At 68.4% G+C, this 14,686-nt stretch carries 12 protein-coding genes and 1 tRNA gene; 5 read left to right on the forward strand and 8 right to left on the reverse strand.

What is annotated here, in order from left to right; genetic code table 11:
* Positions 1-120: 120 nt before the first annotated feature.
* Together D892_RS0120720 and D892_RS41700 are read left to right on the forward strand one after the other, a co-directional pair.
* On the forward strand, positions 121-420 hold the full coding sequence (locus D892_RS0120720) for a TrkA C-terminal domain-containing protein (protein ID WP_024803082.1): 300 nt from the start codon (positions 121-123) through the stop codon (positions 418-420).
* Between the two features lie 679 nt (positions 421-1,099).
* Complete coding sequence (locus tag D892_RS41700) at positions 1,100-2,725, forward strand: sensor histidine kinase (protein ID WP_084161155.1); 1,626 nt, start codon at positions 1,100-1,102, stop codon at positions 2,723-2,725.
* Positions 2,726-2,749: 24 nt separating this feature from the next.
* Here the strand turns inward: D892_RS41700 and D892_RS0120735 are convergent, their stop codons facing one another.
* Entirely contained in the window at positions 2,750-3,643 is an 894-nt protein-coding gene (locus tag D892_RS0120735; RefSeq protein ID WP_198036956.1) for a helix-turn-helix domain-containing protein, read from the reverse strand.
* Positions 3,644-4,264: 621 nt separating this feature from the next.
* On the opposite strand from D892_RS0120735, the gene D892_RS41705 reads away from it, so the two are divergent.
* Positions 4,265-4,534, forward strand: coding sequence for a hypothetical protein (locus D892_RS41705; RefSeq protein WP_156959613.1), 270 nt, complete (start codon positions 4,265-4,267; stop codon positions 4,532-4,534).
* A gap of 100 nt (positions 4,535-4,634) precedes the next feature.
* Here D892_RS41705 and D892_RS0120745 read toward each other — a convergent pair.
* Positions 4,635-4,707 (reverse strand) — tRNA-His (locus D892_RS0120745).
* Between the two features lie 54 nt (positions 4,708-4,761).
* On the reverse strand, positions 4,762-5,376 hold the full coding sequence (gene orn / locus D892_RS0120750) for an oligoribonuclease (protein WP_036569323.1): 615 nt from the start codon (positions 5,374-5,376) through the stop codon (positions 4,762-4,764).
* Positions 5,377-5,658: 282 nt separating this feature from the next.
* Here orn and D892_RS0120755 point away from each other — a divergent pair, with 282 nt between their 5' ends.
* On the forward strand, positions 5,659-7,206 hold the full coding sequence (locus D892_RS0120755; RefSeq protein ID WP_024803087.1) for a helicase HerA-like domain-containing protein: 1,548 nt from the start codon (positions 5,659-5,661) through the stop codon (positions 7,204-7,206).
* 8 nt (positions 7,207-7,214) lie between these two features.
* Here the strand turns inward: D892_RS0120755 and lysA are convergent, their stop codons facing one another.
* From lysA to D892_RS0120770, 3 genes are all read right to left on the reverse strand, one after another.
* A complete protein-coding gene (lysA, locus tag D892_RS0120760) occupies positions 7,215-8,558 on the reverse strand; it encodes a diaminopimelate decarboxylase (protein ID WP_024803088.1) in 1,344 nt (447 codons plus the stop codon).
* A 163-nt stretch (positions 8,559-8,721) separates the two neighbouring features.
* On the reverse strand, positions 8,722-9,519 hold the full coding sequence (gene cmrA, locus D892_RS0120765; RefSeq protein WP_024803089.1) for a mycolate reductase: 798 nt from the start codon (positions 9,517-9,519) through the stop codon (positions 8,722-8,724).
* 65 nt (positions 9,520-9,584) lie between these two features.
* Complete coding sequence (locus D892_RS0120770; protein WP_024803090.1) at positions 9,585-10,502, reverse strand: LysR substrate-binding domain-containing protein; 918 nt, start codon at positions 10,500-10,502, stop codon at positions 9,585-9,587.
* 435 nt (positions 10,503-10,937) lie between these two features.
* Here D892_RS0120770 and D892_RS0120775 point away from each other — a divergent pair, with 435 nt between their 5' ends.
* Complete coding sequence (locus D892_RS0120775; protein ID WP_024803091.1) at positions 10,938-11,936, forward strand: YeiH family protein; 999 nt, start codon at positions 10,938-10,940, stop codon at positions 11,934-11,936.
* A 3-nt stretch (positions 11,937-11,939) separates the two neighbouring features.
* Here the strand turns inward: D892_RS0120775 and D892_RS43860 are convergent, their stop codons facing one another.
* On the reverse strand, positions 11,940-12,620 hold the full coding sequence (locus D892_RS43860; protein ID WP_024803092.1) for a VOC family protein: 681 nt from the start codon (positions 12,618-12,620) through the stop codon (positions 11,940-11,942).
* The gene (locus D892_RS0120785) at positions 12,620-14,683 is read right to left on the reverse strand and encodes an NADPH-dependent 2,4-dienoyl-CoA reductase (protein ID WP_024803093.1); all 2,064 of its coding nucleotides are present in this window, start codon (positions 14,681-14,683) and stop codon (positions 12,620-12,622) included. Before D892_RS0120785 ends, D892_RS43860 begins: the two co-directional genes overlap by 1 nt.
* Between the last annotated feature and the right edge of the window lie 3 nt (positions 14,684-14,686).

The following is a 14,686-nucleotide window of genomic DNA, read 5'->3' on the forward strand; positions in this document are numbered from 1 at the left end:
CAGCGCACAGCCCTGGGGGCGACCAGGTAAGCGTGGAGGTCGATCTCGTGGAGTTCGAGGCCCAATCGACCGGACCCCCAGGACGGCCGCATCCTCGAACGCATCGGCGCCCACCACGTCGTGGCGCCCGAATTCGACATGGGCGAGCGGATCGCGCACCTGGTCACCGGTCGCATGCTCGACTACATCGAGTTCGATGAAGACTTCGCCATGGTCCGCACCACCGCGCCCGACGCCGTCGTCGGCATGACACTCACCGACAGCGGGCTGCGCGAACACTTCCACGTCACCGTCGTCGCCATCAAACCACGCAACGGCGAATTCACCTACGCCACACCGCAAACCGTCGTCTCCGACGGCGACGAACTCATCGTGTCCGGCAGCATCGCCTGCGTGGAGTCGTTCGCCGACCTGGTGTGAACCCCTGTTCCACTCGGGCCGCATCGTGAATGGGCTACGAGCCGGAAACCCCACCGGGACTCGGGAAGTGGCCGCGGATTCCCCGGGTACCTGTCGAGCCGTTCCTGCGGCCGTTTCCGGGCCGGTCTCGGCAGACAAGCCGGTTCGACGCCGGGCCCCGAACGGTACAAGGACCGTCACGCGGTCGAGTGCGGCATCGGCCAACTCGAGGAAAACCGGGCCGTGGCAACCAAATACGACAAACTCGCCGTCCGCTACCAGGCCACCGCCCACATCGCCGCCATCAATCAATGGCTACGACACGGGTGAGGGCGGGCACCCGCCCGCCCTCACCCACTTTCAAAACAGGGCCCGGCGGCCGGCCCCCGGCCACTCGCGGCGGATGTGTCAAGACGGGACGAACGGGGCTCCGGGTGTCGCGATTGGGCTGTAAGCTCCGTCTCGACGAGCGAGCCAGTGTGTCGGCTCGGGCCGATACGGTCGGTTGCTTCTCGTCGCTTCGGCAGCCATAGGTGGATGCGGTGACCGGGTCGTTGGATGGATCCCTTGTCCGGGACAACCACGCGAGCGTATCCAGCGTGCCGGGGGTAGCAGGCTACAGGGTCCGAACCGGGGATACTGTGCGGATGCGTCGTCCCGCGCCGGCGCGACTCGGTGATCTGGTTCGGGGGGCCTGGTAGTGAGCGGCAGATCGGCGGTCCCGTACCTCGTCGCGCTGTCAGGGCTGGCGGTGGTGACCATCGCTTTCCTGCCGTTTCGCGATCTGATCAGTGACCGGCCAGGAGCAGTGGCTCTCGTCCACGTCGTCGTTGTCCTTCTGGTCGCCGGGCGGTGGGGCAGGGCACCCGCCCTGGTTGCTTCGGTGGCTGGGGTGTTGATGTGGAGCGTGGTGTTTCTGGTCCCGGGACCGACCGGGGGCCGGGGCCGCTTACGGCTCGATGACTGGATGTTGCTGACCGCCTTCATCGTCGCTATCGGCACCGCGGGGGGTTTCGCGCTGTCGGCGGCCACCATGCGCCGTGCCGTGCGGACCGCGGCGCTGTGGACCCGGGCGGACCGCCTCTACACCGACCTGCAGCGGGAGACCGAGGAGCGGCGACGAGCCGAACAGGAGCTGCGCGCCCGTGAGGCGACGCTGCGCAGCTTGTTCGAATCGGCTCCCGACTGTGTTGTGGTGTGCGATCGGGAAGGGCGCATCGTCTGCGTCAATCCGCAGGCCGAGAAGATGTTCGGGTACGCGGGCGCGGATCTGCTGGGGCGGACCGTCGAAACCCTGCTTCCGGAACGTTCCCGCGCTCTGCACGTGGACCGCCGCACCGCCTGTCTCACAGCTCCCGATCACCGGCCGGTGGACGCGACGTTCACAGCCCGGCGCCGCGACGGGACCGAGTTTCCCGTCGAGGTCATGCTGAGTTCGATGGAGCGGGCGCACGGGCCGCTGGTGATCGAGGTCGTCCGTGACGTCACCGAGCGTCGGCACGCCGAGGATCGGATCAGGTCCTCGCTTCGCGAAAAGGAGATCCTGCTCGCGGAGGTCCATCACCGCGTGAAGAACAATCTCCAGACCATCACCAGCCTGCTCAGTCTGCAGTCGCGCTGCTTGGAGGAACAATCCCTGCGGGAGGTGCTCGAGGAAAGCCAGGACCGTATCCGATCGATGGCGCTGGTCCACGAGCAGCTGTACCAGTCGAGCGGACCGGCTCGCATCGACGCGGCCGAGTACCTCGAGAATCTGATAGCCAACCTCGCGTCTTCCTATGGTGCCGACAGCCGACGCATCCAATTGCGGATCACGGTGCGGGACGTGACGCTGGGGATGAACACGGCGATCCCGTGCGGGCTGCTCGTGTGCGAGGTGGTGTCGAATGCGCTCAAGCACGCCTTCCCGGACGGACGGTGTGGTGAGATCCGCGTCGATCTACGGCCGGCAGGCAGCGACCGGATACGGTTGCTGGTGAGCGACAACGGAATCGGACTGCCGGCAGCAGTGGACTTCCGCACAACCCGTTCCCTGGGGTTACGCCTCATCAACGCCCTGACCGCCCAACTGGACGGCACGATCACCCGGTCCGGCGATGCGGGAACGACCTTCGACATCAGCCTCGTCAACCAGGCGAGCCCGACAACGCCGTGCGGGCCGCCACCGTTGACCAGTCGTTCTCAGACCGAGAGCCTCGGTGACGCGGCAACTGACACGGATGTTGGCGAACCGTGTCTATCTGGGGGAGCTGACGTGCGCGGTAACGCTGAGGAGTCTCGAGCCGTTCGGCGTGACGGTGAGTTCGACCGTCCCGAGGATGGGTAGATTGTCCGATAGGGTTCGTATCGGTTAGCTCGGTCGGTGGGTGAGTGCTGTGTCGCGCCATTCACGGGGGGTCATACCGTAGGCGGCGCGGAAGCGGCGGGTGAAGTGTGAGGGGTCGCGGAAGCTGTATTGCTGTGCGATGACCGCGATGGTCCGGTGCCGATTTTTCGGGTCGGCGAGGTCGCGGCGGACGCGCTCGAGGCGCTGGGCGATGATCCATCGGTGCAGACTGAAGTTGGCTCGAGCGCAGAGTTTGTAGAGGTAGCGGATCGAGATGTGGTGTGCGCGGGCGATGCTCGCGGGGGCGAGGTCGGGGTCGGTGAGGTGCTGTTGGATGTAGTGGCGGATCTGGGTGATCATGATGTCGGCGGGCAGTGCGGTGCCGTCGCCGTGGCCGCCTGCGGCGGAGATCAGCAGGGCGCGCACCATCTCCACACAGGCGGCACCGAGGTCGGTCGCGGCGGGATCGGCGACGAGGACTTCTGCGGCGTCGGCCATGAGAAGAAGCTGGTTGGCGATCAACGAGTGAAATGGACTGGCTTGCAGGTGGTCGGCGCGGCGGAGGGTTTCGGCCGGTACGCCGAGGTCCTGCAATGGGATTCCCAAGGCGATACCCTCGCCGCCGCACCAATCGACCTCGAAGGGTTGGTTGTAGTCCGTTATGTGTGTCTGTTGCGGCCGGAGTTCGGATCGGATGTTGCCTTGCGTTCGTCGCACGATGCTGTTGCGGGACAAGGAGATCTGCAACGACGAGGCCGGTGACTGCCGGATCTGACGCGGGGTGCGTACTACGCAAAAACCGGCTGTGCGTACCCGCACCAGTCCTGTCGCGCCGAACTGCCATCCTTCTATACGGCCGTGTACAGCGCGGTTCCGATCGTGCAGGATTATTTGTGCCGGTGCCGACGCTTCCAGCACAGTGGTAGCGATCAGTTCCGGGCGGTCGCGTTCGGCTACCGCCGCGGTGTCGAGCAGTGTGGCCACGTCGCTTATCCCTGGTCTTGGTCAATGATATGGAAGTCGTTGTGCCGAGTCGGTTTTCGTTCGGCTGCTCAGTTGTGCAGTATTGGCCTACCGGTGTGCACATCGAGCCGGTATTCGGTCGATCCAACTCGGTACGGTTCCGAGGGCAGGTTGGTCATTGGTGCGGTATCTGCACCAACAGAGTCGGCCTCGCGCGCGACGGCCGAGAGAGCACCCGCCGTCGCGATCCGGTAGTGCAACAGCCGTGTGTCGAGTAGGTGCGGCACCGATTGGTCTCCGGTGTCGGCGAGCGCGCAAGCTCGCGTACCTGTCGCTGGTCCGGATGGAGGATCCGGCCCCGCGCGAATGTGTCGGGTCCTACTGAGGTCGGTACATCACGGCCTCCTTCGCAGGTCCAGGCGGTGTCTCGGGTGGAGTAGCCGTTTCCTATGCAGGATGGCGTTTATCGTAGACCGCGTATCTTGGCGAACTGAGATCGAAATAGCCCCGTTGACACCATGATTCGCGATGATGCGGAGACGGTGCGCCGTCGATCGGAGGCGGCCTGCTCAGGGATTGATCTTCACCTCGCGAAACGGTCAGGTAAAGAACCCGAACAACTTCAACCGACTTTGGCGGTCGGCCCGGGGCAGCGAGTTCGCGGACATCACGCTGCGCACGTATCGCAAGACAGTTGCCTCGGCGACAGCGGAGGCCAAGGGCGTTGACGCCGCCGGACGCCAGCTCAACCACGCGGCGGGCTCTCGGGTGACCGCCCAGCACTACGTCGACAGGGCCGCCGAGGTGCCTGATAACCGTGACGTGCTCAACGCCTACGCCTCATGATCGGTGGGTACGCGAGGGCCGGAAAAGTTGGAATAGAGTTGGAAACTCTAGTCCAAGCGAAAGGGCAGGCCCGGAATGCTTCCGTGACCTGCCCTTTTAGGGTGGCTGACGGGACTCGAACCCGCGACAGCCAGGATCACAACCTGGTGCTCTACCAACTGAACTACAGCCACCATTGCCGGTAACAACCGGCGGGCTAGATCGTAACGCCTTGGGCTGGGCTGGACCTAATCGGCGTCTCCAGCTGGGGATTCTTCTGCGGAACCGACGCTGCCGGCGACCGCGGCGATCTCTGCCGTGGAGGGGCCGGGGGCGGGGATGAAGGCGGTGCGGCGGTAGTACTCCAGCTCGCGGATGGACTCCTTGATGTCGGCCAGGGCGCGGTGGGTCAGGCCCTTTTCCGGCTGGCCGAAGTAGATGCGGGGGTACCAGCGGCGGCACAGTTCCTTGATCGAGCTCACGTCGACCATGCGGTAGTGCAGGTGGGCGTCGAGGGCGGGCATGTCGCGGGCGATGAAGCCGCGGTCGGTGGCGATGGAGTTGCCGGCCAGCGGGACCGTGCGCGGGGTGGGCACGTACTGCTTGACGTAGTCGAGAACCTGCTGCTCGGCGTCGGCCATGGTGACGGTGGAGCGTCGCACCTCTTCGGTGAGTCCGGACTTGGCGTGCATCTCCTGGACCACCGGCGGCATCGAGGCCAGCGAGGCGTCGTCGGCATGGATGACGATGTCGACGCCCTCGCCGAGGATGTTGAGGTCGCTATCGGTTACCAGCGCGGCCACCTCGATCAGCTTGTCGACGTCCAGTCGCAGGCCGGTCATCTCGCAATCCATCCACACCATGTATTTCTCCGACACTCGGACGACACTACAGCTCATCCGATGGCCGTTCGCCGAACCGGCGGCACGCGGGCAAGGAGCGGCCACCGATATCCGGCGCGATGGCCTGCGTGTTGTGCCGCCGACCGGGTTCGATGGCCGTAGCCGGGCGATCGCCTCGGTGTTGCCGACTACGGTTGCCGCACGAATCGACGTGCGCCGGGATACAGTTTTCGCAGGTCCGTGCTTCGGTCAGGCGGTCGGCAATGTTGGCGGAATGTTGGCAGGGCAGACGGAGGATCGGCGATGGGTACTTCCGGGGAGAAAGCGGCGGCGGATTCGGGGAACTCCGAGGCGCAGGAGATCGCCGCCGGATACGCCTTCGAGGGCGCGGCGCTCGAGCTGGGGACGGTGGTGGTCGGCGAGGCGGTCGATCCGGCCGCCCGGGTGCGGATTCCGCTGCGGATGATGAACCGGCACGGCCTGGTGGCGGGGGCGACCGGTACCGGTAAGACGAAGACCCTGCAGGGCATCGCCGAGCAGCTGTCCGCGGCCGGGGTGCCGGTGGTGCTGGCCGATGTGAAGGGCGACCTGTCGGGGTTGTCGCGGCCGGGCGAGGGCGGCGACAAGCTGACTGCGCGCGCCCGCGAGACCGGCGACACCGACTGGGCGCCGGCCGGTTACCCGACCGAGTTCGTCTCGCTCGGCACCGAGGGCATCGGGGTGCCGATCCGCGCCACCATCACGGCGTTCGGCCCGATTCTGTTGTCGAAGGTGCTGGGGCTCAACGAGACTCAGGAATCCACGCTCGGCCTGATCTTCCACTGGGCCGACGGGCAGGGGCTCGCGCTGTTGGACCTGAAGGATCTGCGGTCGGTCATCCAGCACCTGACCAGCCCGGAGGGCAAGGAGGACCTGAAGGGCATCGGCGGCGTCTCGGCGGCCACCGCGGGCGTGATCCTGCGGGCGCTGGTGAATCTGGAGAACGAGGGCGGCGACACCTTCTTCGGCGAGCCCGAACTGGATCCGTCGGACCTGCTGCGCACGGACGGCGATCGGGGCGTGATCACGCTGTTCGAGCTGGGCGCGCAGTCGTCGCGGCCGGTGCTGTTCTCCACCTTCCTGATGTGGGTGCTGGCGGATCTGTTCCAGACGCTCCCCGAGATCGGCGATATCGATAAGCCCAAGCTGGTCTTCCTCTTCGACGAGGCCCATCTGCTGTTCCACGGCGCCTCGAAGGCGTTCCTGGATCAGGTGGAGCAGACGGTGAAGCTGATCCGGTCCAAGGGCGTCGGCGTGTTCTTCTGCACCCAGCTGCCCACCGACGTGCCGAATCAGGTGCTGTCGCAGCTGGGCGCCCGCATCCAGCACGCGCTGCGCGCCTTCACCCCCGAGGATCAGAAGGCGCTGACCAAGACGGTGCGCACCTACCCGAAGACCGGCGTCTACGACCTGGAGCAGGCGCTCACCTCGCTCGGTATCGGCGAGGCGGTGGTGACGGTGCTGTCCGAACAGGGCGCCCCGACGCCGGTGGCCTGGACGCGCCTGCGCCCGCCGCGCTCGCTGATGAACACCATCGGTGAGGACGCCATTCGCGCGCAGGCGCAGTCCAGCCCGCTCGCGGCCGAGTACGGCGAGACCGTCGACCGCGAATCGGCCTACGAGCTGCTGAACGCGAAGGTCGCCGCGGCGGAGCCGGAACCCGAAGGCAAACCCGAAAAACCTTCTCGCGACGAAGATTCGGCCGTCGACCGCATGATGAAGAATCCGGCGGTCAAGGGTTTCCTCCGTTCCGCCGCCAGCGCCGCGGGCCGCGAGATCAGCCGCAGCATCTTCGGCACCCGCCGCCGCTGAGGCCGGGATCAGCCGAGGTCGCGGGCGAGGAGGTCGGCTGCGGTTTCACGGCGGACCAGTTCGCGGGAGCGGCCCTCGCGGACGCCGATCAGGGGCGGCCGGCCGACGCCGTTGTAGCTGGAGGCGAGGCTGTGGTGGTAGGCGCCGGTGCAGGGGACGGCGATGATCTCGCCGGGGCGCAGGTCGGCGGGCAATCGCACGTCGGCGGCGAGGATGTCGCCGGCCTCGCAGTAGCGCCCGGCCACCGTGGCCGTCATCTGCGGCCCGGTGGGATGCCGGTTGGCCACGACGGCGTCGTAGCGGGCGCCGTACAGCGCGACGCGCGGATTGTCGTTCATGCCGCCGTCGACGATGACGAACGTGCGGCCGCCCTCGATGTGCTTGATCGTCATCACCCGGTACAGCGTCACCCCGGCCCGGGCCACGATCGCCCGCCCCGGCTCCAGCGAGATGCGCGGGCGCGGAAAGCGATTGCGCGCGCAGGCGGCGTCGAGCGCGTCCTCGATGATGTCGGCGAGCTCGTACAGGTTCATCTCCGCATCGCCGGAGCGGTAGGCCACCGCGTGCCCGCCGCCGAGATCGAGCTGGGTCGGCATCGCGCCGAATTCGTCACGCACCCGGGCCATTTCGGCGACCAGGCGACGCACCGCCTCGCCGTAGTGATCCGGATTGTGGATCTGCGAACCCAGGTGGCAGTGGAAACCCACCAGGTCGAGGGCGGGCTGCCGCAGCACCCGCTCGATCGCCTCGTCGGCCTCGGCGCTGCCGAGCGGGAATCCGAATTTCTGGTCTGCCACACCGGTTTTCACCGCCGGATGCCCGTGCACGTCGATATCGGGCGATAATCGCAGCAGCACCTGCTGTGTCCGGGATACCAGCGCCGACAGCAGCGTGATCTCGGTGAGCGAGTCGATCACGATCCGGCCGACCCCGGCGGCGACGGCCGCCTCCAGTTCGGCGAACGGCTTCCCGCTGCCGTGCAGCACGATGCGCCGCGGGTCGATGCCGGCGGCCAGCGCGATCGCCAGTTCGCCGCCCGAGCACACGTCGATCGACAGGCCCTCGCCGGTGATCCACCCGGCCACCGACTTGGTCAGCAGCGCCTTGGCGGCGTAGATGATCTCGGCCTCGGGGAAGTGCCTGCGGTAGGCGCGGCACCGGTCGCGGACCTCGGTCTCGTTCAGCACATAGGTCGGCGTGCCGTATTGATCGGCGATGTCGGCCAGGGCGATGCCGCCGATGGCGATGCGGCCGAGCGCGTCGTAGTGGGTCTCGCACGGCCAGACGGCGGTGTCGACCCGGGTGGACGGCATTCCCGATCGCAGTGAGGGGAATATCTCGAGCAGAGTCACGGTCTCTCCTGCTGTTTCCCCGCTTTCGCCTTGCTGCGGGGCCATCGACAGGACTACGCCGATTCCCTGCCGCCCAACCGTGCCGATACACGGCCTTGACAGCTGCTGCCGCGATCTTGACGCCCTGCTGACACGGCTGTGACCGGCCGCACGACCACCTCGGTCAGCTGCCGCCCAGCCGCTTGTAGAAGGTGCCGACGATCGGTGCCGTCAGAGCCCGCGGCGCGTACTGCCCGGCTACGCTCATACCCTTGCTGATCAGGCCGGGGACCACGCGCATCTTGTTGCGTTCCAGGGCGTCGATCGAGATCTTCGCGGTGTAGGCGGCGGTGACCCAGACGAAGTCGGGGATCTTGCCGCCGACCTCGTCCTGATCCGGGTTGTCGGTGCGGACCGGGCCGGGCGCGAGCAGCGTGACGTTGATGCCGGTGCCGGTGAGTTCGCCGCGCAGCGATTCGGAGAAGCTGTTGGTGAACGCCTTGGTCGCCGCGTAGGTGGCGTTGTGTGGGATCGGCATGTTGCCCGCCGCCGAGCCGGTGACGAGGATGCCGCCGCCGCGCCGCTCGATCATGCCGGGCAGCACGGCGAGCGTGAGGTCGTGCACGGCCACCGCGTTGAGCTCCATGATCGACCGCTCGAAACCGGGATCGAGCTCGGCGACCGGGCCGAACGTGGCGACACCGGCGTTGTTGCAGAGTACGGCGATATCGCGGGCCGACAGCTCCTGGGTCAGCGGCGAACGCTGTTCGCGATCGGACAGATCCACCGCGCGCACCTCGGCGGTGACGCCGTACCGCTCGGTCAGCCGCTGGGCGAGTTCGGTCAGCAGATCGCCCCGGCGGGCCACCAGGATCAGCGAATATCCGCGCCGGGCAAGCTCTTCGGCCAGCGCGGTCCCGATCCCGGAGGAGGCTCCGGTGACGACGGCACGGTTCTCGGAGGTCGGTGCAGGCAGGCTCACGCCCGGGAGCCTACCGGGTCGGCTGTCGCGCCACCGGTCGCCTGCGACGTCCCGCCCGGACACGGCTACGGCCGGTGCTCGAGGCGCAGCGCGTAGCGGACGAGGAGGTCGGCCGCGCCGGACGGTGGGCTCGCCCGCCGCCAGACGGCGCGGAATTTCCGGGTGAGGGCGGCCGGGTCGGCGAGTTCGACCGCGTGCAGGGCGCCGGTGCGCAGATCCGGTGCGGCGATGAGTCCGCTGAGCACCGCGGGTGCGGTGCCGCTGCGTGCGGCGGCCAGAATCGCCGCCGCCGAACCGAGTTCGGCCGCCGGCGCCGCGACGGGGCCGTACGGGCGCAGCGTCTCCCATACGGTATCCCTTGTGCCCGAGCCCGATTCGCGCCACAGCAGGGAGGTGCCGGCGAGTTCGAGCAGGGTCAGCGGCCTGCGGCGGCGAGCCCATCGATGGGTCGGGGCGACGACCACGACCAGATCGTCCGCGCCGAGGACGCGGCCGCCGAGATCCCGTGGCGCATGCGGACCTTCGACGAATCCCAGATCGGCCCCGCCGGTGCGCACCAGTTCCGCGACGTGCAGCGAGTTGTCCACCTCGAGGGTGACCGTCACCTCCGGACTGCTTCGGCGCAGAGCCTCCAGCCACTGCGGAATCCGGTGGTCGGCAATAGTTTTCGAGGAAGCGATATGCAGCCGCGGCTTGTCGACGTCGCGCAGGGCCACGACGCCGTCCAGGAATCCGGCGGCGGCGTCGAGTACGGGACGAGCCCGATCGACCACGGCGTGACCGTCCTCGGTCAGCGCCGAGCCGGTGGGGCCGCGATCCAGCAGCCGCAGGCGCAGCCGACGCTCCAGTGCGGTGATGCGCAGGCTCGCGGCGGGCTGGCTGATGCCGTGCCGGCGCGCGGCGGCACCGAGACTGCCGAGCTCCGCCACGGAAACGAGCAGGTCGAGTGCCCCCAGGTCCGGCATCTCGGGTGGCAGGCTCATACGGCCCGATTATGCGCCCGGCCGACCCCGCGGCAGCCCGTGGGTCTCGGACATCCGAGCGCACAGCTCGAGAGTGTCCTGCTCGAGAGTGTCCTGGCGTGGTAGCCCGGCCACCCGGCGCTGGTTGCTGGGGCGTCCTGCCGCATAATTGCCCACTCACCCGGAGTGCGCGAGTTCCCGGTCGCTCCGGTGTGTGTGCCTGCCGGTCGTTCCGCCGCACAGCTACTCAGCTGTCCGGTGCGTGGCCGCCGATCACTCCGGTGGGTAGCTGGTCGATTACTTCGGCGCATGGCTGCCGTCGTTCCGGCGTGTCCTCGGGCGAAACCTCGCTCGGTGGTCCGGAGCCCGGGCATCTTTTCGGCCATAAGTCTCACTTATGAGGTGCGCGGAAATCGGCGGCTACCGGACGTTCGCCCGGAACGCGAGGGTGAGCGAATGACGAACGTGCGGCCTCTTGTCCCCGGTCTGTTGCTCGTGATCGGCGTCGCTTCGGTGGCCACCGCGCTGGGGCTGTGGGCGCCCGTCGTGGGCGCACCCGTGCTTGCCCTGCTGGCGGGCGCGGCCCTCGGCGCCTTCCGGCCGCGCGCCGTCGAGGACGGGGGAGCCTGTGGTCCGGGGTTGGCCTTCGCCCGGCGGCGACTGCTGCCCGCGGCGATCGTGCTGCTCGGTCTCGGCTTGCCGTTCGACGCGGTGCTCCGGGTCGGGCACAGCACCGGGGTCGTACTTCTGGGCACGGCGGTGATCGGATCGCTCGCGGCGCTGGTGGTGGGTCGGCTGCTGGCGCTCGACCGCGAGTCGGCGACGCTGGTGGCGGTCGGGACGACCATCTGCGGTGCGTCCGCCATCGCCGCCGCCACGGCGGTCATGCGGCCGCGGAGAGCAGCGGCGGCGTACGCGCTGGGTACCATCTTCGTCTTCAATATCGTTGCGGTGCTGGTGTTTCCGCCGGTGGGACGGTTGCTGTCGATGTCCGACGAGGGGTTCGGGCTGTGGGCGGGCACCGCCATCAACGACACGTCCTCGGTGCTGGCGGCCGGTGTCGTCTTCGGACCGGCGGCCGCGCAGTTCGCGGTGATCGTCAAGCTCGTCCGCAGCCTGCTGATCGTGCCGATGTGCCTGGGCCTGCACCTCGAACGGCGGCGCGCGTCCGGGACCGGTCGTTTCGCCCTGCGGCGGGTCTTCCCGCTGTTCGTGCCGCTGTTCGTGGCGGCCTCGGTGCTCGCCGGTACCGGCCTGATCCCGGCGGTGGTCGGCAGCGCGTCGTCGCGCGTGAGCGCCTGGCTCATCGCCGGTGTCTGCGTCGCGGTCGGAACCTCGCTCACCTGGGAGCGGGTCCGCCGCGCGGGCGCCCGCCCGCTCCTGTTCGGCGGCATTCTCTCCGTCGTACTGGCGGTCGGCAGCCTGGCACTGGCCTGTGCCGGTGGATGGCGCTGAGATTCAGCGCGGTTCGGGCTCCATGAACGCGATGCCCCAGCCGATGTGTCCGTTCCACACGCTGGCGATGCGGCCGCCCTGGACGGCCGGTTTCGGGTCGCTGATCGGTCCGCCCGCGGTGCGGACGGCGGCGACCGTGGCGTCCAGATCCGGTGTGCCGAAGGCGATGCCGATCAGGCTCGGCGACCGGCCGGGGGCCGCGACGACCTCGATGAATGCCTCGCCGACGCGGTAGAAGGCCATCTCCGGGCCGGAGGGACCGCGCGGGCGGAAGCGGCGGCGCGGCGGCATGCCGAGCGCATCGGTCAGCCCGGCGACGGCCTCGTCCAGGTCGTTCGCCAGGTAGACGATGTGGTCGACGAAGGTCGCGCCGTTGGGATGTGCCGTGCCGGAGTCGTTTCCGATCTTCGCGGGGACCGGGGCGTCGGTATCGGCGGCGAGATGTTCGAGCAGTTGCTCGACCTTGTGCACCGGATCCGCCGCACCGGCCGTATTCTCGCTCACCAGTTCCGGAACGCCGAGAACCGATGCGTCGCCGCGCAACTCGTCGAAGCCCCAGCTCGGCGGCATATCGACCACGCAGGAGACCGAGCCGACCTGCAATCTCGCATTGTCGACCGCGAAACCGAGTGCCGTCCAGGACTTCTCGTCGCCCGGCAGGCCGAGGCTCACCAGATCCGGCATTACAGCGCCGCCGCCAGCCGGGTGCCCTGGTCGATGGCACGCTTGGCATCCAGTTCGGCGGCCAGCTCCGCGCCGCCGATCAGGTGGATCCGCACACCGGCCGCGCGGAGCGGATCGGCCAGTTCGCGCACCGATTCCTGGCCGGCGCACAGGATGACGTTGTCGCATTCGATGACCGTCGGCCGCTGCCGCTTCTCGCCGAAGCTGATGTGCAGGCCGCGGTCGTCGATGCGCTCGTAGTTGACCCCGCCGACCCGTTCGACGCCCTTGGCCTTCACCGCGGCCCGGTGCACCCAGCCCGTGGTCTTGCCGAGGCTCTTGCCGAACGAGGTCGACTTCCGTTGCAGCAGAACGACCTCCCGGGTGGCGGGCGACGGCTTCGGCTTCGTGAGCTGGCCGGGGGCGTCCGGATCGTCGGCGAGTACGCCCCATTCCTGTTTCCACTCGTCGAGCTTCAGCGCCGGATGGCCGTCGACGGTGAGGAATTCGCTGACGTCGTAGCCGATTCCGCCGGCGCCGATCACGGCGACCTTCTTGCCGACGGGCTTCTCCTCGCGCACCAGCTCCGCGTAGGTGAGGACCTTCGGATGGTCGATGCCGGGGATGTCCGGGATGCGCGGGCGCACGCCGGTGGCCAGCACCACGTGGTCGTAGCGGCCCTCGGTCAGCTCCGCCGCGCTCACCCGCCGGTTCAGGAAAACCCGCACGCCGCTGGTCTCCAGCTTGCGGGTGAAGTAGCGGATGGTCTCGTTGAACTCCTCCTTGCCGGGGATGCGGCGCGCGATGTCGAACTGCCCGCCGATCTTGCCGTCGGCCTCGAACAGGTCGACCTTGTGCCCGCGTTCGGCCAGGTTGACCGCCGCCGACAGGCCGGCCGGGCCCGCGCCGACGACCGCGATCCGTTGCGTTCGCCGGGTGGGGAGCAGTCGCAGGTCGGTCTCGTGTCCGGCGCGCGGGTTGAGCAGGCAGGACACGGTTTTGTGCACGAAAGCGTGATCCAGGCAGGCCTGGTTGCAGGCGATGCAGGTGTTGATCTCGTCGGCACGGGTCTGCCGGGCCTTGTTCGCCCAGTCCGGGTCGGCCAGCAGCGGCCGGGCCAGGGAGATCAGGTCGGCGTCGCCGCGGGTGAGGATCTCCTCGGCCACCTCGGGCATGTTGATGCGATTCGACGCGCACACCGGAATGCTCACCCGCGCCTTGATTTTCGCGGTGAACTCGACGAATGCCGCACGCGGCACCGAGGTGACGATGGTCGGCACCCGGGCCTCGTGCCAGCCGATGTCGGTGTTGATGACGTCGACGCCGGCCTGTTCCAATTCTGTTGCCAGCGCGACGATTTCGGTCTCGGTCTGGCCGTGTTCGACGAATTCCGCCATGGACAGCCGGAACACGAGGACGAAGTCGTCGCCGACCGCGGCGCGTATTCGGCGCACGATCTCCAGGGGGAAGCGGCGGCGGTTCGCCGCCGAGCCGCCCCACCTGTCGGTGCGCCTGTTGGTGCGCGGGGCCAGGAACTGGTTGATCAGGTAGCCCTCGCCGCCCATCACCTCGACGCCGTCGTAGCCCGCGAGCTTCGCGAGCTGCGCGCAGCGCACGTAGTCGTCGATGGTGCGCTCGATGCCCTTGTCCGACAGCTTGCGTGGGCGAAAGGGGCTGATGGGGGCCTTGATCGAGGAGGCCGACACGCTGAAGGGCACGTAGGCGTAGCGGCCGGCGTGCAGGATCTGCAGGGCGATCCTGCCGCCCTCGCGGTGCACGGCCCGGGTGATCGCGCGGTGCCGGTACGCCTCGGTCTTGTTGCTGAGCTTGGCGCCGAACGGCAGCAGCCAGCCCTCCCGGTTCGGCGCGTAGCCGCCGGTGATGATGAGACCGACTCCGCCGCGGGCACGTTCGGCGAAGTAGGCGGCCAGCCGGTTGGTGTCCCAGGCCCGGTCCTCGAGCCCGGTGTGCATGGAGCCCATCACGACCCGGTTGCGCAGTGTGGTGTGGCCGAGGGGCAGGGGCTCGAACAAGTGTGGGAACGGGTTCGACTGTGCGGCCGCGGAATCGGGATTCGCGGTCATCGG

This window comes from Nocardia sp. BMG51109 (genome assembly GCF_000526215.1).
Taxonomy (GTDB): domain Bacteria; phylum Actinomycetota; class Actinomycetes; order Mycobacteriales; family Mycobacteriaceae; genus Nocardia.

Coding starts and splice junctions, on each gene's coding strand:
- orn (WP_036569323.1), bottom strand. CDS start 5,376: ATGGTGTGGATGGATTGCGAGATGACCGGCCTGCGACTGGACGTCGAC.
- D892_RS0120770 (WP_024803090.1), bottom strand. CDS start 10,502: ATGAGCCTGCCACCCGAGATGCCGGACCTGGGGGCACTCGACCTGCTC.
- D892_RS43860 (WP_024803092.1), bottom strand. CDS start 12,620: ATGCCGGATCTGGTGAGCCTCGGCCTGCCGGGCGACGAGAAGTCCTGG.
- D892_RS0120775 (WP_024803091.1), top strand. CDS start 10,938: ATGACGAACGTGCGGCCTCTTGTCCCCGGTCTGTTGCTCGTGATCGGC.
- D892_RS0120785 (WP_024803093.1), bottom strand. CDS start 14,683: ATGACCGCGAATCCCGATTCCGCGGCCGCACAGTCGAACCCGTTCCCA.
- D892_RS0120755 (WP_024803087.1), top strand. CDS start 5,659: ATGGGTACTTCCGGGGAGAAAGCGGCGGCGGATTCGGGGAACTCCGAG.